The 20,469-nt window shown below is 67.9% G+C and carries 18 protein-coding genes; 8 read left to right on the top strand and 10 right to left on the bottom strand.

The window, feature by feature from the left end; translation table 11 throughout:
* Positions 1-43 precede the first annotated feature (43 nt).
* From argF to ACYQOP_RS22415, 3 genes are all read left to right on the top strand, one after another.
* Positions 44-988, top strand: coding sequence for an ornithine carbamoyltransferase (gene argF, locus ACYQOP_RS22425; protein WP_056427610.1), 945 nt, complete (start codon positions 44-46; stop codon positions 986-988).
* A gap of 393 nt (positions 989-1,381) precedes the next feature.
* Entirely contained in the window at positions 1,382-2,386 is a 1,005-nt protein-coding gene (locus ACYQOP_RS22420) for an Hsp33 family molecular chaperone (RefSeq protein WP_207413463.1), read from the top strand.
* 277 nt (positions 2,387-2,663) lie between these two features.
* The gene (locus ACYQOP_RS22415; RefSeq protein WP_461224228.1) at positions 2,664-3,788 is read left to right on the top strand and encodes a hypothetical protein; all 1,125 of its coding nucleotides are present in this window, start codon (positions 2,664-2,666) and stop codon (positions 3,786-3,788) included.
* 99 nt (positions 3,789-3,887) lie between these two features.
* Here ACYQOP_RS22415 and ACYQOP_RS22410 read toward each other — a convergent pair whose 3' ends face one another.
* A complete protein-coding gene (locus ACYQOP_RS22410; RefSeq protein ID WP_461224226.1) occupies positions 3,888-5,033 on the bottom strand; it encodes a 2'-deoxycytidine 5'-triphosphate deaminase in 1,146 nt (381 codons plus the stop codon).
* Positions 5,034-5,134: 101 nt separating this feature from the next.
* Positions 5,135-5,551, bottom strand: a complete 417-nt coding sequence (locus ACYQOP_RS22405; protein WP_056427618.1) for a hypothetical protein — start codon at positions 5,549-5,551, stop codon at positions 5,135-5,137.
* 131 nt (positions 5,552-5,682) lie between these two features.
* Between ACYQOP_RS22405 and apaG the strand changes: the two genes are divergently transcribed.
* From apaG to speG, 3 genes are all read left to right on the top strand, one after another.
* The gene (gene apaG, locus ACYQOP_RS22400) at positions 5,683-6,075 is read left to right on the top strand and encodes a Co2+/Mg2+ efflux protein ApaG (RefSeq protein WP_018044100.1); all 393 of its coding nucleotides are present in this window, start codon (positions 5,683-5,685) and stop codon (positions 6,073-6,075) included.
* A 108-nt stretch (positions 6,076-6,183) separates the two neighbouring features.
* Positions 6,184-7,359, top strand: coding sequence for an acetylornithine deacetylase (gene argE, locus ACYQOP_RS22395; RefSeq protein ID WP_461224224.1), 1,176 nt, complete (start codon positions 6,184-6,186; stop codon positions 7,357-7,359).
* Entirely contained in the window at positions 7,356-7,940 is a 585-nt protein-coding gene (gene speG, locus ACYQOP_RS22390) for a spermidine N1-acetyltransferase (RefSeq protein ID WP_207413469.1), read from the top strand. Before argE ends, speG begins: the two co-directional genes overlap by 4 nt.
* 60 nt (positions 7,941-8,000) lie before the next feature.
* Here speG and ACYQOP_RS22385 read toward each other — a convergent pair whose 3' ends face one another.
* The 8 genes from ACYQOP_RS22385 to ACYQOP_RS22350 form a co-directional block, all read right to left on the bottom strand.
* Positions 8,001-8,324 (bottom strand): type II toxin-antitoxin system PemK/MazF family toxin, encoded by a 324-nt coding sequence (locus tag ACYQOP_RS22385; RefSeq protein ID WP_461224221.1) that lies wholly within the window; start codon positions 8,322-8,324, stop codon positions 8,001-8,003.
* The gene (locus ACYQOP_RS22380; protein WP_461224220.1) at positions 8,321-8,545 is read right to left on the bottom strand and encodes an antitoxin MazE family protein; all 225 of its coding nucleotides are present in this window, start codon (positions 8,543-8,545) and stop codon (positions 8,321-8,323) included. The genes ACYQOP_RS22385 and ACYQOP_RS22380 overlap by 4 nt, the downstream gene beginning before the upstream one ends.
* 94 nt (positions 8,546-8,639) lie before the next feature.
* Positions 8,640-9,371, bottom strand: coding sequence for a 6-phosphogluconolactonase (gene pgl / locus ACYQOP_RS22375; protein ID WP_461224218.1), 732 nt, complete (start codon positions 9,369-9,371; stop codon positions 8,640-8,642).
* Positions 9,372-9,440: 69 nt separating this feature from the next.
* A complete protein-coding gene (gene gnd / locus ACYQOP_RS22370) occupies positions 9,441-10,415 on the bottom strand; it encodes a phosphogluconate dehydrogenase (NAD(+)-dependent, decarboxylating) (protein ID WP_461224216.1) in 975 nt (324 codons plus the stop codon).
* 142 nt (positions 10,416-10,557) lie between these two features.
* Positions 10,558-13,410: a bifunctional transaldolase/phosoglucose isomerase gene (locus ACYQOP_RS22365; protein ID WP_461224214.1), complete on the bottom strand. Its 2,853-nt coding sequence runs from the start codon at positions 13,408-13,410 to the stop codon at positions 10,558-10,560.
* 227 nt (positions 13,411-13,637) lie between these two features.
* Positions 13,638-15,713: a transketolase gene (gene tkt, locus ACYQOP_RS22360; RefSeq protein WP_461224212.1), complete on the bottom strand. Its 2,076-nt coding sequence runs from the start codon at positions 15,711-15,713 to the stop codon at positions 13,638-13,640.
* Between the two features lie 36 nt (positions 15,714-15,749).
* Positions 15,750-17,672 carry a glycoside hydrolase family 15 protein gene (locus tag ACYQOP_RS22355; RefSeq protein WP_461224210.1) on the bottom strand — a complete coding sequence of 641 codons (1,923 nt, stop codon included), beginning with the start codon at positions 17,670-17,672 and terminating at the stop codon, positions 15,750-15,752.
* A 160-nt stretch (positions 17,673-17,832) separates the two neighbouring features.
* On the bottom strand, positions 17,833-18,429 hold the full coding sequence (locus tag ACYQOP_RS22350; RefSeq protein ID WP_461224208.1) for a hypothetical protein: 597 nt from the start codon (positions 18,427-18,429) through the stop codon (positions 17,833-17,835).
* A gap of 298 nt (positions 18,430-18,727) precedes the next feature.
* On the opposite strand from ACYQOP_RS22350, the gene ACYQOP_RS22345 reads away from it, so the two are divergent.
* Both ACYQOP_RS22345 and ACYQOP_RS22340 read left to right on the top strand, forming a co-directional pair.
* Positions 18,728-19,315 (top strand): ANTAR domain-containing response regulator, encoded by a 588-nt coding sequence (locus tag ACYQOP_RS22345; protein ID WP_018044090.1) that lies wholly within the window; start codon positions 18,728-18,730, stop codon positions 19,313-19,315.
* Positions 19,312-20,328 (top strand): CmpA/NrtA family ABC transporter substrate-binding protein, encoded by a 1,017-nt coding sequence (locus ACYQOP_RS22340; protein ID WP_461224206.1) that lies wholly within the window; start codon positions 19,312-19,314, stop codon positions 20,326-20,328. Before ACYQOP_RS22345 ends, ACYQOP_RS22340 begins: the two co-directional genes overlap by 4 nt.
* Positions 20,329-20,469 lie beyond the last annotated feature (141 nt).

Raw genomic sequence — 20,469 nt, 5'->3', positions numbered from 1 at the left:
TCCCGCACGAGATGTCCCGACGCACGATACGAAGAACGGACCTATGAATTCCCACACCAACGGGGCCGCAACCGGGCCCCGCCACTTCCTCGACCTCAAGGATTTCTCCGGCGAGGCCCTGCGCTCCGTCCTGGATTCCGCGGCTGCGATGAAGGCACGCCGCCGCAAGGGAGAGGTCGCGGCCGATCGTCCGCTGACGGGCAAGATGCTGGCGATGGTGTTCGACCGGCCCTCGACCCGCACCCGGGTCTCGTTCGACGTCGCCATGCGTGAACTCGGCGGCGAGACGCTGATGCTGACGGGCAGCGAGATGCAGCTCGGCCGGGGCGAGACCGTGGGCGATACCGCCCGTGTGCTGTCGCGCTACATCGACGCGATCATGATCCGCATCCTCGACCACGACCTGATGCTGGAATTGGCCGAATATGCCGAGGTCCCGGTGATCAATGCCCTCACCAAGGTCTCGCATCCCTGCCAGATCATGGCCGACGTGCTCACCTTCGAGGAGCATCGCGGGCCGATCCAGGGGCGCACCATTGCCTGGTCGGGCGACGCCAACAACGTGCTGGCCTCCTGGGTCCACGCGGCGGCGCGGTTCGACTTCACCCTCAACATCGCCGCCCCCCTCGAACTCTCGACGCCACCCGCCCTGCTCGCCTGGGCGAAGCAGGAGGGCGCGCGCATCAACGTCACCACCGACGCCTTCGAGGCGGTGGACGGCGCCGATGCCGTCGTCACCGATTGCTGGGTCTCGATGGGGGACGACGACGAGCATTACCGTCACAACCTGCTCTCGCCCTACCAGGTGAATGCCAAGCTGATGGCGGCGGCCAAGGACGACGCGATCTTCATGCACTGCCTCCCCGCCCATCGCGGCGAGGAAGTGACGGCCGAGATCATGGACGGCCCCCGCTCGGTGGTGTTCGACGAAGCCGAGAACCGCCTGCATGCGCAGAAGGGTATTTTGGCGTGGTGCCTGGGGGCGTGAGACACTGAGCGGGCGACTTGCCCATATCGGTTGACGACGGTCCCGGTCGAGAATTCCCAATCGCGCCGGTGACGGATGTGGTGTTCGCGCGCGGCTGAAGGCCGTGTGAAACGGCGGGCTCATCCCTATATTCGGTCTTGGACGCACGGTCGGCGGTTGCGTGCCATACTCGACGATGCAGACAGTCGCGATCCGCACAGCGTTGCTCATCCCCAGCGCGACCTCATCCTGAGGTGCCGCGAAGCGGCCTCGAAGGAGGTTTCCAGTGTTCGTCGCCCGAACTGGAGGCCTCCTTCGAGGCCTTCGCTTTGCTACGGCGCCTCAGGATGAGATCGAGAATCGAGCCATTCCGTTCGGTCCGCGAACCGGATGGACAAGAGACATGGAGAGGCCATGACCTCCGGACACGAGATTTCCCCGACCGTCATCGAGGGCGCGGACGACGTCGCCCTGCCGTTCTCGGTGGAGGCACTGGACGTGCGCGGCCGCGTCGTGCGGCTCGGGCCCAGCGTCGACACCATCCTGCGCCGCCATGGCTATCCCGACCCGGTGGCGCGGCTGCTGGGTGAGGCAGCGGCGCTCACCGTGCTTCTGGGCTCGTCCCTGAAATTCGAGGGCCGTTTCCAGTTCCAGACCAAGAGCGACGGCCCGGTCGAAATGATCGTGGTCGATTTCGAGGCGCCCGACCGGCTGCGCGCGACGGCGCGGTTCGACGCGGAGCGGGTGAAGGCGCTGGGGACCACTCCGCTCAAGAGCGCGGACCTGATCGGGCAGGGCCATCTCGCGATGACCATCGACCAGGGCAACGATTTCAGCCGTTACCAGGGCGTGGTCGCGCTCGAAGGGCAGAGCCTCGAAGAGGCGGCGCACCAGTATTTCCGGCAATCCGAGCAGATCCCGACCCAGGTTCGCCTCGCCGTGGCCGAGCAGTTCGCCAACGGCACCAACAGCTACCGCGCCGGCGGACTGCTGGTTCAGTTCCTGCCCCAATCCATCGACCGTGCGCGGTTGGCCGACCTCCCCCCGGGCGACATTCCCGAGGGCCATGCCCATCTCGGCGAGGGCGAGGTCCGGGAGGACGATGCCTGGGTGGAGGCGCGCAGCCTCGTCAACACGGTGGAGGACCACGAGCTGGTCGATCCGGAGGTTTCCTCCGAGCGGCTGCTTTACCGGCTCTTCCACGAGCGCGGCGTGCGGGTGTTCGAGGCGCAGGGCATCCACGAGCGCTGCCGGTGCTCACCGGAGCGCGTCCTCGGCATGATCCGCTCCTTCGCCCCGCAGGAACGCCGCGACATGGTCGCGGAAGATGGCCGCATCGGCATCACCTGCGAGTTCTGCTCGCGGCGCTATGACATCGACCCGGCCGAGGTCGAGGCCGGGATCGACGATCCCGCCTGAGGTACCCGCCGACGGGGGTGGCTCCCCGGCTCATCCATGGACGGCAAGCCGGGACTGTGCGCAGCCCGGCAGCCGGGCACGAACCTTCGCCACAGCAAAGCTTGGGCGCATTCCGGGGATCATCAATATTCGCCGGCCGATCTCAATCATGCGCTCGTGAAATCATCGGTTGCAGAGGGGGCAAACCACGTAAGACGTTCGATCACTCGCTAAACCGAGTGAACGGTTTTGCCACGTTCGACGTTTCGATGGCTCGAAAGCTATGGGAGAAACGTCCATGACGAAATTCGGACTGGGTCTTGCAGCATTACTGTTCTCGACATCTGTCTTCGCGCAAGGCGCGGCAGTCGGGGGATCGACCGGTACAGGCGCGGGATCGGCAGGCGCCGGCGCGCGCGAAAGCGTCGAGAGCGGGCAGGGCGGTCGTGGCGGGGCCGCGAATGCCGAACGGGGCGGGGCGCAGCGCGCAACGGAAAGCCGCGACGCGAGCTCGGCGCGACAGGAATCCTCCAGCCGCGATTCGGCCGGACGCGAATCACGGAACCAGGACATGCCCCGTCAGGGCGGACGTGACGGCGGAGACCGTCAGGGCATGAGCGGCGAGGGCCGGTCGATGCGGACCGAGTCCGAGGGACGCATGAGCCGTGATCGTGCCGACATGCGTGAGGGCCGCAGCATCGAGCGGAACACGACCCGCGTCAGCGGCCGCTTCGACGGGGGCCAGCGTTCCGGGCGGTACGTGACGATTCGCGGGCAGAGGGTCGTCTACGGATCGCCGCAATACCGCCGTCTCGTGGTCGTCGAGCGCCGGGGCGGCGATCGTTATGTCCAGAACGGCCGCCGGCGCTTCGTGACGATCCGGGGTCAGCGCGTCGTCTACGGCTCGCCGGAATATCGGCGCCTCGTCACGATTCACCAGACGGGTTCGCGTCGATCCGGCGGGCGCTACGTGGTCATCCGCGGCCAGCGCGTTGTCTACGGCTCACCCGAATATCGGCGTCTCACCGTCACCACCGCGCGGAGCGGTCGTGACAGCATTTCGGTGAGCGGCCGCACCACCGAGCGCTACCGTGGCGGCGAGGAGCGGGTGTCCGGCCGCGCGACGGTGCGTAGCGAAGGCGGCATGCGTCGCGACGGCAATCGCGGCGGCGAGGCCGATCGTACGGTCGGCATGCAGCGGAACGAGACCGAGCGCGGCGGCATGCGCAATGCCGGCCGCGAAGGTGGCCAGGCGGGCGGCCAGGAGGGCGGCATCCGCAACGCGGCCGAGCGCGGCGACAACGGTGCCATGAAGCCGGCCGGCATGAACGGCCGGAGCGGTGGCGCGGAGCGCGGCAGAGGCGAGGGCGGCAGAAGCGAGGGGGGCAGAAGCGAGGGGGGCATGCCGGGCGGACGCAACTGATCCGCACGCGCCTCCGACGATAGTATGACGGCGATGGGGAGGGGTCACATCGTGACGCCTCCCCTTTCCTCGTGACCGGCTTCTGGGCCGGTGGCCGTCTCAGACGAAGTGCTTCGACAGTTTCAGCCCCTGGGCCTGATAGTTCGACCCGGCATCCGTGCCGTAGAGAGTGGCGGGCCGCTCGGCCATGCGCTCGTAGACGAGGCGGCCGACGATCTGGCCGTCTTCCAGCAGGAAGGGCACATCGCGCGAGCGCACTTCGAGCACGGCCCGCGCCCCGGCGCCGCCCGCGGCGGCAAAGCCGAAGCCGGGGTCGAAGAAGCCGGCGTAATGGACCCGGAATTCACCCACCAGCGGATCGAACGGCACCATTTCGGCGGCGAAATCCGGCGGCACCTGCACCGCTTCCTTGGAGGCGAGGATGTAGAATTGGCCGGGATCGAGGATCAGCGCGCCCGAGCCGTCGGCGGCCAGCGGCTCCCAGAACTCCGCGATGGCGTGCCGGCCCGGCGCGTCCACATCGACGAGGCCGGTATGGCGCTTGGCGCGATAACCGATGAGCCCTTCGAATCCGGCGAGGTCCACCGAGACGGCGATGCCACCCTGGAAGGACGGGTTGGCCGAAGCGACCAGAGGGGTCGCCGTATGCAGCGCAGCGAGTTCGGCATCGGTCAGGCGCGGCTCACCGCGACGGAAGCGGATCTGCGACAGGCGTGAGCCTGTGCGCACGCGGACCGGGAAGGTGCGCGGCGAGATTTCGGCATAGAGCCGGCCCTGGTAGCCCGCCTCGACCTGATCGAAGGCCTGGCCCCGGTCGGTGATGACGCGGGTGAACACATCAATGCGGCCGGTGGAGCTCTTCGGATTGGCGCTGGCCGCCACGTCCGCCGGAAGGGCCAGGGTCTCCTGCAATTCGGCGATGTAGACGCAGCCGGTCTCCAGCACCGCACCCCGCGTCAAGTCGATCTCGTGAAGGGCGAAGGCCTCGATACAGGCCGAGACCGGCCGGCTACCGGGCAGGAAACTCGTGCGGACCCGGAAAGCGCGAGAGCCCAGGCGCAGGTCGAGGCTGGCCGGCTGGACCTGATCCGCCGCGAAAGGGGTTTCGGGGAGAATGGCACCGGCCGCATGCAAAGCCTGGATGCCCTGCGCGGCCAGGATGCCGCCGGAACGCGGGCTTATAGAAGGCGGGCTTGCAGAAGGAGAGGGGCCCGGTCGTGCCGTGTCCTGCTTGGTATCCGGCATGGTCTCGCGTCGCCCGCTCCGAACTGGGCCACCGCCCCCGGCTGGGGATCGCGACTGCCGCATGGTTTCGCACAGTCTCTCGCGTATCCTCTAAGGGTCCCTTAACCCTCCTCGTCCCTGCCGATCCGCAACACGATCCAGGCGACCACCAGACGGGCGATGGCCCCCATGGCGATCAGGCCCGCCAGCGCGCTGGCCAACGGCGGAAAGCCTGCGGGCCACAGTAGGAGCGCGACGGCGAAGAGCACGGCCCCGAGGCCTGCCGCCGGGCCGAAGGCGAGAACCACGGACGGCAAGCCGGCGATTCGGGGCGCGGGGCCGCGTCGGGCCAGGAGTGCGCCCGCCAGCAGGGCGAGACCGTCGAGCAGGAGCGCGCCGCCCAGGGCCAGGGCCGGCCAGCCGTTCCGCTCCGGCATGGTGAAGGCGAAGGCACCGGCGAGACCCGCGATCGCGAGGCTGGCGAGAACCGCACGGCCTGGAGACGGCGCCGGCCGGTGCGAGAGGGTCTCCTCGACCACGGGACACGACCTTCCGATTGGAGCGGGCTATCCCGCATTCAGCACGATTGACGCAATTTCGCCCGGGACGTACCACGGCGAAAAGGCTATGTCGCTTCGGGTGGGCGACGGTACGGGAGGCTTTGAAGGCGATGTACAAGGCCCAGACGCGCGGCATCAGCGTGACCGTCCAGCCCCGCTTCGTCGAGGAGGAATCCTCCCCCGACGAAAGTCGGTATTTCTTCGCCTACACCGTCGAGATCGTGAATAACGGCTCCGAGCAGGTGCAGCTGCGTTCGCGCCACTGGCGTATCGTCGATGGGCGCGGCGAGACCCAGGAGGTGCGCGGCGCCGGCGTCGTCGGCAAGCAGCCCGTTCTCGGCCCCGGCGAGTCGTTCAGCTATACCAGCGGTTGCCCGCTCACCACGCCCGACGGCCTGATGGCCGGCAGCTACACCATGTCCACCACCGCTGGTGAGAGCTTCGAGGCCGAGATCCCCGCCTTCTCCCTCGATTCGCCGCACGTCCGCCGCAGCGTCCACTAAGCAGGTTCACGTTGGCAGGCCAACGCTTCACCCTGCTTCGGTTTTTGCCCTGACGCAGGTTTTTGCCACAAAACCGGGGGCCAACTTTTGCGAAACCTGCTTAGGCCGATGTCGGGTGGCGGAGAACGGTTGAGCACGCTCGACCTGCTGGCGCGCCTCGTCGCCTTCGACACGGAGAGTTCGCGCTCCAATCTCGCGCTCATCGACAGCGTCTGCGCCTATCTCGACGGCTGGGGCGTGAGCCATGTGCGCATCCCCAATGAAGCGGGTGACAAGGCGGCGATCTTCGCGACGATCGGCCCACAGGTGGATGGCGGCATCGTCCTGTCCGGCCATACCGACGTGGTGCCGGTGACGGGACAGGCCTGGACCACCGATCCTTTCACCCTGCGGGTCGCCGATGGGCGGGCCTACGGGCGCGGCTCCGTGGACATGAAGGGCTTCTGCGCCCTGGCGCTGGCAGCCGTCCCGGACATGCTCGCCGCCGACCTCAAGCGGCCGATCCACATCCTGCTTTCCTACGACGAGGAGACCACGTGTCTCGGCGTCGCCGACACCATCGCCCGGTTCGGCGAGGATCTCCCCCGGCCGGGGGCGGTGATCGTGGGCGAGCCCACCGATCTCGACGTAGCCGACGCCCATAAGAGCATCGTCACCTATTTCACCACCGTCCACGGCCACGAGGCGCATTCCGCCAAGCCCATGCTCGGCGCCAATGCGGTGATGGCGGCGGCCGAGCTCGTCTCCGAATTGAACCGCATCGCCGATGCGATGATCGAGCGGGGCGACGTATCGGGCCGCTTCGACCCGCCTTCCACCACCGTGCATGTGGGCACGATCTCCGGCGGCACGGCGCGCAACATCCTGCCCAAGGTCTGCACCTTCCACTGGGAGTTCCGCGGCCTGCCCGATCTCGACATGGCCGAGATCCCGGCCCTGTTCGCGGCCAAGGTCGAGACGGTGCTGAAGGACCGGCTCAACCGCTACGGCGATTACGGGCGGATCGAGACCATCGAGGAGGTGGCGGTGCCGGGCCTCGCCCCCGAGCCGGGCTCGGAGGCCGAGCGGCTGGCCTTGCGGGTGGCGGGTCGCAACCACACCATCTCCGTCTCCTACGCCACCGAGGCGGGACGCTTCCAGAAGGCGGGCATACCCACCGTCGTCTGCGGCCCCGGCTCCATCGACCAGGCCCACCAGCCGGACGAGTACATCACCCTTGCCGCCCTCGAGGCCGGCGAGGCGTTCATGCGCCGTCTCATCTCGGAATGCGTCGTAACTCCATGAGCAAGTTCGCTCCCCGTACCATCGCGGCCGACGGCCCGGTGAAGCTCCGCCCGCTGGAGCGCGAAGACCTGATGTTCGTGCATCAGCTCAACAACAACGACAGCATCATGCGCTACTGGTTCGAGGAGGCGTACGAGTCCTTCGCCGAACTGGCGCAGCTCTACGAGCGCAACATCCACAACCAGACCGAGCGGCGCTTCATCATCGCCAATTCGGAGGGCGCGCCGGCAGGCCTCGTGGAGCTCGTGGAGATCAACCACCTGCACCGGCGCTGCGAATTCCAGATCGCGATCCACCCGGCCTTCCAGGGCCAGGGCTACGCCCCGCGCGCCACCCGCATCGCCATGGATTACGCCTTCAGCGTCCTCAACATCCACAAGCTCTACCTGCACGTGGACAAGGACAATGCCCGCGCCGTCCGCATCTACGAGCGCTGCGGCTTCGTCCCCGAAGGCATCTTGAAGGACGAGTTCTTCGTCAACGGCAAGTATCGCGACGCGGTACGGATGTGCCTGTTCCAGCCCGCCTACCTCGCCCGACGCGGCAGCGGTGATATTTCGGAGCCGGTGCTGAAGTCGTAGCCGTCGATCCCGGAAGGTCTCTTATCGGCCTCGTGCGATCGCCTCGGCTGCGATCCGCGCTCAGGCAATGGCGAAAAACACAGCCAGCGCCCGCGTCACCCCCAGCATCGTCTCGGCATCGAGATACCCGATCCGTGCGCCGATCTTCTCACGCTTCACCGACATGGCCTTGTCCACCATGACCTGTGAGTGCTTCTTCAAGCCATTGGCCTCAGTCGGCTCGACGGTCGTGCGGATCAGGGGAGCCTCGGCCAGCGTGCCGGATATCAGCAGGACCGTGACCGTGCCGGTCTCAGCGAACGCGTCCGATTGGATGATGAGGGCTGGACGAGGTTTGTCGAAATCGCCGGGCATGGCGATGGTGACGAGATCGCCCCGCTTCATGCCTCGCGCTCAGGGAGCATATCGACGAGCGCGGCCTTCATGAAGGCATCCAGTTCCCGATCGGCCGCATCTGTCGCCGCGACGACCCGAGCCTGTCGCGCGCATTCTTCGGCAAAGCCCGCTCTTCGGGTGTCGGGCACCCAGATCTGGATGGGCCGGAGGCCAGCCGCCCGGAGCGCATCACGACGCTTGCTGACACGCTGACCGACAGTTGCCGACATGACGAGTCCTTTCCCGAGTCGTTACATGTAACGTAGGCTCCGCATGCGACGATGCCAAGGGGCCAGGACAGTGACGGACCGCCGGTCGCCGGTCTCAGCCAAAATCAGCGGCCGCGCGGTCGAGCAGCCAGGTCAGAGAGCCGACGCTCGAGATGTGGCGCGCGGGCAGATCCTCTCCCTTGGCGATGCGCGCGAGGGGATCGCGCTTGCCGGCCCCCGTCACCAGGACGAGAAGCTGACGCGAGGAGGCGAGCGCCGGGAAGGTGAGGGTGACACGCGGCACCAACGGCGCGAGACCGGCCTCCGGGACCAGCGCCACCCAGGCCTGACGCTCAGCGAGCGCGGGCTTGCCCGGGAACAGCGACGCGGTGTGCCCGTCCTCGCCGATCCCAAGGAGGACGAGATCGAAGAGCGGGCGCGCCGGGTCGAGTTCGTCGGCGCCGTAGAAGCCCTTCAGAGTCTCGGCATAGGCGGAAGCCGCCGAGTCCAGCGTCCCGTCGGTGGGAATGCCATGGAGATGGCCTTCGGGGATCGGGGCGTCCCCGAACGCCGCGCGGGCCATGTGCATGTTGCTGGCCTCATCGGTCCAGGGCACGAACCGGTCGTCGCCGAAGAACCAGTGCAACCGGTCCCAGGGGAGGGCACCGACATAGTCGGGCCCGCCCAGCAGGGTGTAGAGCCGCTTCGGCGTGGACCCACCGGAGAGGCAGATGGCGATCCGCTCCTGCTTGCTCTCGGCGCAGAGAGTGACGAGGCGGTCGGCCGCCGCGCGGGCGACGCTCTCGCCATCAGGAAAGATTTCCGCGTTGTTCGGTAGCGGGATCATGCGGCGACGCTTCCTCCTGGTCTGGTCCTTTATCGCCCGTCCGGCAGGCTATATCGCCTGCACGACAGGCTATTTCGGTTCGACGTGGCCGCCGAAGCCCTTGCGCATGGCCGACAGCAGCTTGTCCGCGTAGGAGGCGTCCTCGCGGGAGCGGAAGCGGGCATAGAGGGCGGCGGAGAGCACATTGGCCGGCACCGATTCCTCGATGGCCGCGTTCAGGGTCCAGCGCCCCTCGCCGGAATCGGCGACGAAGCCTGAGAAACCGTCCAGAGCCTCGTTGCCCGCCAGCGCCCCCGCCGTGAGGTCGAGGAGCCAGGACGAGACCACGCTGCCGCGCCGCCACACTTCGGCGATGTCGCCGATATTGAGGTCGAAGCGCTGGTCCTCGGCCAGATCCTTCGAATTGGCGTGTTTCAGGATGTCGAATCCCTCGGCATAGGCCTGCATCAGCCCGTACTCGATGCCGTTATGGACCATCTTGACGAAATGCCCGGCGCCGCTCGGCCCGGCATGGATGTAGCCCTCCTCGGCGCGGGTATCGCGGCCCTCGCGACCCGGCGTCTTCGGGATGGTGCCGACGCCCGGTGCCAGGGTCTTGAAGATCGGGTCGAGCCTGTCGAGGGCGTCGTTGCTCCCCCCGATCATCATGCAATAGCCGCGTTCCAGGCCCCAGACGCCGCCCGACGTGCCGACATCGACGTAGTGGATGCCCTTCGGCTTCAGGGTGGCCGCCCGCCGGATGTCGTCCTTGTAGAAGGAATTGCCGCCGTCGATGATGACGTCGTCCGGCTGCATCAGGTCGCCGAGCTGCGCCACCGTGGCCTCGGTGATCGCGCCCGCCGGTAGCATCACCCAGGCCGCGCGCGGCACGTCGAGTTTGGAGACGAACTCCTCCAGGCTCGCTGCCCCGGTGGCGCCCTCGGCGACCAGGGCCGCCACGGCCTCCGGGTTCTGATCGAAGACCACGGCCGTGTGCCCGTCCCGCAGGAGACGGCGAACGATGTTGCCGCCCATCCGGCCGAGGCCGATCATGCCGAGTTGCATTGGGGATCTCCGTTGCTTTCCCCTCCCCCTTGTGGGGAGGGGTCAGAGGTGGGGGTCGTGCCGCTTGCCTCAGGAGAAAGAGGGTCACCCAAACACCCCCACCTCCGGCTCCTCCCCACAAGGGGGAGGAGAGGGCCTCAGATCACGCCACAGCCGCCTTGATCGCCGCCGCGATGCGCTTCAGCCCGGCGTCCACATCGCCACCCTTGATGTGGACGCGCAGGGCCCGGCGGCCGCGCTCGGCCAGGACCGCGAAATCGCCCCGCGCCTGGGCCGCCACCACGGTGCCGAAGCCCAGCGCCCGGCCGGGGATCGCGAGATCCTCCGACGGGTCGGCGGTGATCTGCAGGAACACGCCGGTATCCGGCCCGCCCTTGTAGGCCTGTCCCGTGGAGTGGAGGAAGCGCGGCCCGAATTCGAGGCAGGTCGCGACCTTGCGCTTATCGCGCAGAGCGATGCGCGCCTCCTGCAGGATGGCGTGGTGCGCCTCGTTACGGGCGACGTAAGCCAGCAGCGCGGCGTAGTCGCCGTCCTTGATCCGCGCGAGATGGGCCTTCAGTGCCGCCTCGAACCCTTCCGCCGTCTGCGGCAGCGCTCCGGCATTGGCCGGGTCCGCGTAGAGGGCGATGGTCTCGTCTTCGAAGAGCGGCGTCTCGGAGGGCAGCGAACCGCTTTTCTCGGCGGCGTCGAAGAGCTTCTTCGTCTCGATCTTGCTCGCTTCCACGTCCGGCTGGTCGAACGGATTGATGCCGAGCAGCGCGCCGGCGACGGCGGTCGCCATCTCGAAGCGGAAGAATTCCTGCGGCAGCTGCTCCTCGTTCGCCATGGTGATGTGGGCGACGGGGTGGCCCTCGCGCTCCAGGCTACGCACCGCCTCGTCCTGCTGGGCATCCGCCCGGTTGTCGAGACGCAGATAGACGAAGAAGCGGTCGCGGCCATAGACCGCCGGCACGCCGACCGGCTCGCCGTCGACGGGGATGAGACCCTTGCCGTCCTTGCCGGTGGATTCGGCGATGAGCTGCTCGGCCCAAGCCCCGAACGTATCGATGCCGGGGGAGGCGATGAACGTGACCTTGTCACGACCGTCATGGAGCGCAGCCGCCGCCATGGCGGTGCCCAGTAGGACACCGGGGTTCTGGGCGGGCGGCACGGCCGGGCCGCAGGAGCGGACCATGGTCCGCGCCGTGTCGAGGAAGTCCTTCACATCGATGCCGGACGCCGCAGCAGGCACCAGTCCGAAGGCGGAGAGCACCGAATAGCGCCCGCCGATCTGCTTCACACCGTAGAAGATCCGGCGGAAATTGTCGGCCTTGGCCGCCGCCTCCATGGCCGAACCGGGATCGGTGACGGCCACGAAATGCGCCCCGGCCCGCTCGCCGACTAGAGCCTTCATCCGGCCGAGGAAGTAATCGCGGAACACGTTGGGCTCGAGGGTTGAGCCGGATTTCGAGGCGACGATGAACAAAGTCGTCTCGAGGTTCACCGCGCTTTCCACGGCACGGACCTGATCGGGGTCGGTGGAATCGAGGATGCGCAGCGTCGGGAAACCGTCACGGCTGCCATAGGTCTCGGCCAGCACTTCCGGTCCGAGGCTCGACCCGCCCATGCCGAGGACGACGACGTTGGAGAAGCCGGTCTGGCGGACATCCTCGGCGAAGGCCTGGTATTCGGAGACTCGGGCGAGTTCGTCCTCGACGATGCGAAGCCAGCCGAGCCACTGGTCCTCGTCGGCATTCGACCAGACCGTCTTGTCATGCGCCCAGAGCCGGCGGATCGAGCCCGAGGCGCACCAGGATTCGACCGCCTTCTTCGCCTCGGTGCCGATGGCATCGCCGAGGATCAGGGTCTGGCCGTCGAGCTTGGCACCGAGGAAATCGGCGCGCTTGCCCGCCACCGCGCCCAGGAGCTTGTCGGCGGCGTCGATGAAGAGCTGGACGCCTTCCTCCACGAGCTGCTTGGCCACCGCCCCGATATCGATGCCGGCCTTGGCCAGACGGGCCATCACGGCCTCGGCGTCACCGACATTCTCCTCGATGGCGGGTTTGACCGTGCCGTGGTCGCGGAACGCGTCCATCGTGGCCGGCGGCATGGTGTTGACGGTATCCGGCCCGATCAGCTCCTCGACATAGAGCACATCGGAATAGGCCTTGTTCTTGACGCCGGTGGAGGCCCAGAGCAGGCGCTGCGCCTTGGCGCCCTTCTGCGCGAGCGCCTGCCATTTCGGCTCGGCGAAGATGCGCTTGTAGCGCTGGTAGGCGAGCTTGGCGTTGGCGATGGCCACCTTGCCCTTGAGGGCTTCCAGTTCCGCCTTCTCGTCCGGATCGTTGGCTTCCGCGATCTTGGCGTCGAGGGCCTTGTCCACGGTGACGTCGATACGGCTGATGAAGAAACTCGCCACGCTGGCGACCCTGGAGACGTCGCCGCCCTTGGCGCCGAATTCCTCCAGGCCGGCGATGAAGGCGCGCGCCACCTCTTCGTAGGAATCCTGGCCGAACAGCAGCGTGACGTTGATGCTGATCCCGTCGGCGGTGAGGGCCCGGATCGCCGGGATGCCGGCCGGGGTGGCGGGCACCTTCACCATCAGGTTGTCGCGGGCCACGGTCTTGTGCAGACGGCGGGCCTCGTCGAGGGTCTCATCGGTGTCGAGGGCGAGATAAGGCGAGACTTCGAGGCTGACATAGCCGTCGGCGCCGTCGCTCTGCTCGTAGACGGGGCGCAGCACATCGGCCGCCGCCTGGATGTCGGCGATGGCACAGCCTTCGTAGAGATCGATGACGCGGGCATCGCCCGCATCCATGACCTCCTTCAGCGCGCCGTCATATTCCGTGGAATCGCCGATCGCCTTCTCGAAGATCGAGGGATTCGAGGTCACGCCCCGCAGGCCGTCCTCGTCCACCAGCTTCTTGAGGCGTCCATCGGCGATGAAACCGCGGGCCACGAAATCCAGCCACACGGCCTGGCCCTGTTCAGGGAAGAGAGCCTTGAGCGGGTTCATGCAAAAACTCCTCGTCGTCGGTCGTCGTGAGTAGCGCGCGAAAGGCAGCGTCGTTCAGCACTCGTTGTCAGGATGCGCGCCTCTCCTCCCCCTTGTGGGGAAGAGCCGGAGGTGGGGATGGCTCCGCTGGCCTCCGCGGCCCGCGGGTCACCCAACCACCCCCACCCCTGACCCTCCCCACAAGGGGGAGGGGACGTGCGTTCCGTCCTTCAGGGAACCCGCGAGACCTACTTCTTGTGCCGCGCGATCTGGTCGCGGGCGGCCTGCAGCACCTTCTCCGGCGTGAAGCCGAACTTGGTCTGCAGATCCTTGATCGGGGCCGAGGACCCGAACGTATGCATGCCGATGATCGCGCCGGCGGAGCCCGCATAGCGGTCCCAGCCGATCACCGAGCCCTGCTCGACGGCGACACGAGCGAGCACCTCCGGCGTCAGCACCGCGTTGCGGTAGGCTTCGTCCTGACGCTCGAACAGGTCCCAGGACGGCATCGAGACCACGCGGGCCTTGATGCCCTCCGCCGTCAGCGCCTCGTAGGCCGAGACGCAGAGCTGCACCTCGCTGCCCGTGCCGATGAGGATGACCTCCGGCGTACCGTCGCAATCGGCCAGCACGTAGCCGCCCTTCGCGACGCCGGCGGCGCTGCCGTACTTGGTCCGGTCGAAGGTCGGCAGCGGCTGGCGGCTGAGGGCCAGCACCGCCGGCTGATCCTTCAACCCCATGATGACCCGGTAGGCTTCCGCCACCTCGTTGGCATCCGCCGGACGCAGGGTGACGAGGCCGGGGATGGCGCGGAGCGTCAGGAGCTGTTCCACCGGCTGGTGGGTGGGGCCGTCCTCGCCGACGCCGATCGAATCGTGCGTGAAGACGTGGAAGACCGGCAACTCCATCAGCGAGGCGAGGCGGATCGGCGGGCGCATGTAATCGGCGAAGACCAGGAAGGTCGCTCCATAGGCCCGGAGGCCGACGAGGCCGAGGCCGTTGACGATGGAGCCCATGGCGTGTTCGCGCACGCCGAAATGGATGTTGCGGCCGCCCGGCTCGAAGGACGAGAGCGTACCGGCCCCCTCGAATTCGAGCTTGGTCTTGTTGGAGGGGGCCAGATCCGCCGAGCCGCCGAGCAGGTGAGGTACGTTCTTGGCAATGGCGTTGAGCACCTTGCCGGAGGATTCGCGGGTGGCCATGCCCTTGGCGTCGGCCGGGAAGACCGGGATGTCCTTGTCCCAGCCATCGGGCAGGCGGCCCGTGAGGAGTGCGTCGATCTCTTCGGCCAGGGCCGGATCGGAGGCCTTGGCCTCGGCCATGAAGCCCTCCCAAGTGGCGAACAGCTCGGCGCCGCGCTGGCCGATGCCGCTGCGGAAGTTCTCGATGACGCCGTCCGGCACCAGGAACTGGGAATCCTCGGGCCAGCCATAGGCCCGCTTGGCGCCCTTCACCTCCTCCTCGCCCAGGGCGTCGGAATGGGCCTTCGAGGTGTTCTGCTTCTTGGGCGCGCCGAAGCCGATGATCGAGTTGACGACGATGAGCGTCGGCCGGTCGCTGGATTGGAGGAAGGTCTCCAGGGCGGCGGAAATGGCATGGACGTCGTTGGCGTCGGCCACCCGCAGGACCTGCCAGCCATAGCTGAGGAAGCGGGTCGCCACCTCTTCAGAGAAGGCGAGCTCGGTGTGCCCCTCGATGGTGATCGTGTTGTTGTCGTAGATCCAGCACAGGTTCGACAGGCGCAGATGCCCGGCGATGGAGGCGGCCTCGGCGGCCACGCCCTCCATCAGGTCGCCATCCGAGCAGATCGCGTAGACGTTGAAGTCGAACAGCGGCAGGTCGGGGCGGTTCAGGGTCTCACCGAGGAAGCGGCCGCCCATCGCCATGCCGACGGAATTCGCCACACCCTGGCCGAGCGGCCCGGTCGTGGTCTCGACGCCGGTGGTGAAATGGTATTCCGGGTGCCCCGGCGTCTTGCTGTCGAGCTGGCGGAAGTTCTTGATGTCTTCGATGGTGATGGCCGGCTCGTTGCCGCCATCGCTCTGGGCGACACCGGCGAGGTGCAGCAACCCGTAGAGCAGCATCGAGGCGTGGCCCGCCGAGAGCACGAACCGGTCGCGGTTGGGCCAGTGCGGATGCGCCGGGTCGTAGCGCAGGTAGCGGTTCCACAGGGTGTAGGCCACGGGCGCCAGGGCCATCGGCGCGCCGGCATGGCCGGAATTCGCCTTCTGCACCGCGTCGATCGCCAGGGTACGCAGGGTGTCGATGGAGAGCTTGTCGATCTCGCTCAGTTCACCCTTCGGCTTGGTCTCGGCTCCGCTCATGGTCTCGTCTTCCTACTCTTTACGGGGCTGCGGCGCTCAGCTGTGCTGGGCCGCGGCGCCTTCTAGGTTTGCGCCGCCCTGACTGGGAGAGCTCGCCTGGCCGGGAGAACTCGCCTGGCCGGGAGAACTCGCCCGGTTCGGCGATGTGGCCCGGGCGAGGGCGGATTTCTCGCTGCGCTCCCGCGCCGGCCCGCTGGCACGGCTATAGTTCAAAATCGTGTTCACCAACGTGACGTGACTGAACGCCTGGGGGAAATTGCCGACAAGGCGCTTGGCTCCCACGTCGTATTCCTCGGCCACGAGCCCGACATCGTTGCAGACGCCGATGAGGCGTTCGATCAGCTCCCGCGCCTCGTGGCAGCGGTCGAGGCCGATCAGATTGTCGGCGTACCAGAAGCTGCAGGGCAGGAAAGCCCCCTCGCCGCCGGGCAGACCATCGGTATTGTCATCCTCGGTGTCGTAGCGCAGCACGAATCCGTCGCGCATCAGGTGTTTGCCGATGGCCTCCACCGTGCCGACGACGCGGGGGTCGTCCTGGGGCAGGAAGCCCATATGGGCGATGAGGAGCAGGCTCGCATCGAGGGTCTTGGCCCCGTAATACTGGACGAAGCTGTTCAGCTCCTTGTCGAACCCCTTCTCGCAGACCTCCTCGTGGATATGGTCGCGGATCGCGCGCCAGCGATCCACGGGGGCGGGCGGCCCGTCTCCCATCTCGAAGGAGCGGATGGCCCGGTCGAAGGCGACCCAGGCCATGACCTTCGAATGGACGAAGTGCCGGCGCCCGCCGCGCACCTCCCAGATGCCCTCGTCGGGCTCGCTCCAAACCTTCTCCAGATGCTCCAGCAGGGCGAGTCCCACGCGCCAGCCATCGGCATCGCCGAGCAGGCCGCGCTGGCGGGCCTGGTAGAGCGCGTCGAAGATCTCGCCGTAGACGTCGAGCTGGAACTGGTTGACCGCGGCATTGCCGATCCGCACCGGCTTCGACCCCTCGTAGCCGGGAAGCCAGTCGAGCTCGATTTCGGGCAGGAGACGCTCCCCGGCGATGCCGTAGAGGATGTGGGCCTGTTCCGGATTGCCGGCCACCGCGCGGATCAGCCAGTCGCGCCAGGCCCGCGCCTCGTCGAGAAAGCCGCCATCCATCAGCGCGATGAGGGTGAAGGTCGAATCCCGCAGCCAGCAGAACCGGTAATCCCAGTTGCGTACGCCGCCCAGCTCCTCGGGCAGGGAGGTGGTGGGCGCGGCCACGATCCCGCCCGTCGGCGTGTAGATCAGGGCCTTGAGCGTCAGCAGCGAGCGCTTGAGGATCGCGTCCCAGGGCGTGCCGGACGCGCAGCGGCTCGACCAGTCGCGCCAGTAGCGGTCGGTCTGGAACAGCACCTTGCGCGGCTCGATCGGAGGCGGGTCGTCCTCGTGCGAGGGGCCGTAGCTGAGGCAGAACGACAGGCTCTCGCCCTTCGCCACGGTGAAGTCCGAGACCGTGGTCTGGCCGACCCCGTCGAGGCGCGCGCGGGTGCGGAGAACCACCTTATGCGGGCCGGAAATCGCCCGCAGGTCGCCGAGCTCGTTATGGGAGACCCACGGCACCGCGAGCCCATAATCGAAGCGCACCGCCAGGACCATGCGCATGTCGACCGAGCCGGACAGGCCTTCGACGATGCGCACCATGTGCGACCCGTCATTGGCCGGCATGTAGTCGATCACCCTGGCCTCGCCCGCGGAGGTCACATAGCGCGTCTCGAGGACGAGGCTGCCTTCGCGGTAGCGGCGCGTGACCGTGGCTTCGCCATCCGCCGGAGACAGTTTCCAGAACCCGTGTTCCTCGGTACCGAGGAGGGAGGCGAAACAGGCGGCGGAATCGAAACGGGGCCAGCAGAGCCAGTCGATGCTGCCGTCGCGCCCGATGAGCGCAGCGGTGCGGCCATCGCCGACCAGCGCGTAATCCTCGATCCGTCCCGCCATGCCCATCCTTGCCGCCGGGCCCCCGCGGCAATGCGGTCGTCGCGCCCGTCTCGTCGACGAAGGCTCACCTAGTCCCCGACAGGGGGAGAATCCAGCGGCAAAGCTCTGAAAGAAAGGCCGGACCGGCCCGAAACCGCGCGTGACCCGCAGCGCGGTGCGATCAGGGCCGCAACGGCAGGCGGTCGACGAGCCCGGTCACGACATTGCCGAGGGCCATGGCCTCGGCGCCCACCGCCGCGCTCTGGGTGCCGACGAAGCTGCCGGCACGGGTGATCGCGGAGATGGCCGGCGCGAAGGGCAGGGCGAGATGCGGAATGAGTTCCTCGTCCGCCTCGGCTTCTACCCGGAACGGCTCGGGCGAGATGGCGGCCTTCGCGGCGACGACCGACGGGACCCGATTGGCGTCCGGTCTCGTCGCTTCGGTCTTCGCCATTTCGGACCGCGCGGAATCGGACCGGCGTTGAGACGGCTTTACGGCGGCGGTGCGGGATGTCGCGCGACGCGGCGCGATGCTGGCGGTCGTGGTCACGAGGTCGCGCAGCGGAAACTGATCACGGAAGGCGAAAGCGGCCGGGACGAAGGCCGTGCCCAGATCGGCGGTCTCGATCGGCCTCGCCTGCGCCGTCCGGCTCTCCATCTCGACGATCCGCGTGCTGGCGGGCGTCTCGGGAATGGGCGCGGAGGGCGTCTGGCAGAGGAAGGAGGCGGCGGACACGATCACCGCGACGACGATCGTCGGCAGCAGGGGAAGCGCCATACCGGTCCCCGCCTCGGAGGCGAGGGCGTTCTCGACAGGCTGCGATATGCGGCACTCCACCATCCGAACACCTCACCCCGACCTTCGACATCGCCATAAGCGCCCGCGTTTGCGGCGGAAGCTGGGCCATTTCCTTTCCCGAACGTATCGAAAGGTACCTGAGCCGACGATTTGGCCATGGTCTTTTTCGGCCATGCCGATTTTCGGGTAGATCCGTGCGGTCGCGCGCTGTGTTAGGTACGCCTCTTGCCCGTTCCCGCCGGCACGAACCGGCCGTCCCGCCCCCCATTGGGCTCCGATGACAGAACCTTCCTTCACCGTCGCCGTGATCGATCCGAGCCGGGCCCGCGCCGCGATCCTCGAAGAGGGCCTGCGCGCCGCCGGAATCGCGGATGTGGTCATCATCCCCGATACCGCCGACCTGCCGGCGCAGGTGGCCGCCCTCAATCCCGACGTGGTGGTGATCCACCTGGAGAGCCCCAGCCGGGACATCCTCGAACAGATGTCGGGCCTGTCCCGCCATGTGGAGCGGCCGGTGGCGATGTTCGTCGACCGCTCGGACGCGCCGATGATGCAGGCGGCGGTGGATGCCGGCATTTCGGCCTATGTGGTGGACGGGCTGCACCCCCAGCGCATCCGGTCGATCCTCGATATCGCCATCCTGCGGTTCCAGGCCTTCGCCCGGCTGCAGCGGGAACTGGTGGAGGCGCGGGGCGAACTCGCCGACCGGAAGATCGTGGAGCGCGCCAAGGGCATCCTCATGGCCGCCCGCTCCCTGAGCGAGGAGGAGGCCTATAAGCTGATGCGGCGCAAGGCCATGAACGAGAAGAGCAAGATCGCCGACATCGCCCGCGCCATCGTCACCACGGCGGACCTGTTCGGATGAGGCTCGCGCTCGGATACGTCCCCCTCGTGGATGCCGCGAGCCTGATCGCGGCGGCGGAGCTCGGCTTCGCACGGGCCGAGGGGCTCACCCTCGACCTCGTGCGCGAGCCCTCCTGGGCGACCCTGCGCGACAAGCTGGCGGTGGGCCATCTCGATGGCGCGCATATGCTGGCGCCCCTCGCCATCGCCAGCGCGCTCGGGCTGAGCGGACCGCAGACCCGGCTTTGCGTGCCCATGGCGCTCAACCTCAACGGTAACGCGATCACGGTGTCCCGCCCCCTGTGGGAGGCGATGGAGGCTACGGACGACGAGGTGGACACAGTGGCCGCCGCTTTCGCGCGCATCGCCCTGCGGCGGGAGCGGGAGGGGAGGCCGTTGACGCTGGGAACGGTGCATCCGTTCTCCAGCCACACCTACCAGCTCCGGATCTTCGCCGAGCGCGGCGGCCTCGACCTCGACACGCAGACGCGCCTCGTCGTGATCCCGCCGCCGCAGATCGCCGAGGCGCTGCGGCGCGAACTGATCGACGGGTTCTGCGTCGGCAGCCCCTGGAACAGCGTCGCCGTGGCGGAGGGGTATGGCCGCATCGCGGTCCTGGGCAGTGAACTCCTGCCCGATTGCCCGGAAAAGGTTCTGGCCCTGCCGGAATCCGAGGCGTCGCGCTGCGCCCCCCTGGTGCGGGCCCTCGACCGCGCCGGGCGCTGGTGCGCCGATCCCGGCAACAGCGCCGAACTCGCCTCCCTCCTTTCGCGCGATGGCTACCTGAATGTACCGGCGCCGATTCTCGAACGGGCGCTCACGGGGGACGTGGTGGTCGATACCGACGGGCGTCGGCGGCGGGACCCGCATTTCAGCCTGTTCGGCGAGCGGGCGCACCGGCCCGACCCCGCCCATGCGGATTGGTTCATCGGTGAGGCGGAGCGCGCCGGACAGCTTGTCGCCTCCGACGAGCTTCGCTCCGCAGCCCGCGCGATCTACCGCCCGGACCTGTTCGATGCCGCTCTGAGCGGCTGATCGGGGCCGGACGCCGCTTTTGGCGGCACGACAAGCCTCACGATTGTGCAACGCACGCCCCGCCATCCCAGCCGGGCCGTATGCCTCCTCGCGCCCTCCGAACCGCCTTCGGCCTTAGAGCCGTTACAGGCTGAACGGCGT

This window comes from Methylobacterium sp. CM6247 (genome assembly GCF_054817925.1).
Note: the sequence above shows the minus strand (reverse complement) of the source record. Positions and strands in the feature narration are given on the sequence as shown.

What these genes read in the sequence shown, in the direction of transcription:
- argF (WP_056427610.1), top strand. Translation starts at nt 44, where the DNA reads ATGAATTCCCACACCAACGGGGCCGCAACCGGGCCCCGCCACTTCCTC.
- ACYQOP_RS22420 (WP_207413463.1), top strand. Translation starts at nt 1,382, where the DNA reads ATGACCTCCGGACACGAGATTTCCCCGACCGTCATCGAGGGCGCGGAC.
- ACYQOP_RS22415 (WP_461224228.1), top strand. Translation starts at nt 2,664, where the DNA reads ATGACGAAATTCGGACTGGGTCTTGCAGCATTACTGTTCTCGACATCT.
- ACYQOP_RS22410 (WP_461224226.1), bottom strand. Translation starts at nt 5,033, where the DNA reads ATGCCGGATACCAAGCAGGACACGGCACGACCGGGCCCCTCTCCTTCT.
- apaG (WP_018044100.1), top strand. Translation starts at nt 5,683, where the DNA reads ATGTACAAGGCCCAGACGCGCGGCATCAGCGTGACCGTCCAGCCCCGC.
- argE (WP_461224224.1), top strand. Translation starts at nt 6,184, where the DNA reads ATGTCGGGTGGCGGAGAACGGTTGAGCACGCTCGACCTGCTGGCGCGC.
- speG (WP_207413469.1), top strand. Translation starts at nt 7,356, where the DNA reads ATGAGCAAGTTCGCTCCCCGTACCATCGCGGCCGACGGCCCGGTGAAG.
- ACYQOP_RS22385 (WP_461224221.1), bottom strand. Translation starts at nt 8,324, where the DNA reads ATGAAGCGGGGCGATCTCGTCACCATCGCCATGCCCGGCGATTTCGAC.
- ACYQOP_RS22380 (WP_461224220.1), bottom strand. Translation starts at nt 8,545, where the DNA reads ATGTCGGCAACTGTCGGTCAGCGTGTCAGCAAGCGTCGTGATGCGCTC.
- pgl (WP_461224218.1), bottom strand. Translation starts at nt 9,371, where the DNA reads ATGATCCCGCTACCGAACAACGCGGAAATCTTTCCTGATGGCGAGAGC.
- gnd (WP_461224216.1), bottom strand. Translation starts at nt 10,415, where the DNA reads ATGCAACTCGGCATGATCGGCCTCGGCCGGATGGGCGGCAACATCGTT.
- ACYQOP_RS22365 (WP_461224214.1), bottom strand. Translation starts at nt 13,410, where the DNA reads ATGAACCCGCTCAAGGCTCTCTTCCCTGAACAGGGCCAGGCCGTGTGG.
- tkt (WP_461224212.1), bottom strand. Translation starts at nt 15,713, where the DNA reads ATGAGCGGAGCCGAGACCAAGCCGAAGGGTGAACTGAGCGAGATCGAC.
- ACYQOP_RS22355 (WP_461224210.1), bottom strand. Translation starts at nt 17,672, where the DNA reads ATGGCGGGACGGATCGAGGATTACGCGCTGGTCGGCGATGGCCGCACC.
- ACYQOP_RS22350 (WP_461224208.1), bottom strand. Translation starts at nt 18,429, where the DNA reads ATGGCGCTTCCCCTGCTGCCGACGATCGTCGTCGCGGTGATCGTGTCC.
- ACYQOP_RS22345 (WP_018044090.1), top strand. Translation starts at nt 18,728, where the DNA reads ATGACAGAACCTTCCTTCACCGTCGCCGTGATCGATCCGAGCCGGGCC.
- ACYQOP_RS22340 (WP_461224206.1), top strand. Translation starts at nt 19,312, where the DNA reads ATGAGGCTCGCGCTCGGATACGTCCCCCTCGTGGATGCCGCGAGCCTG.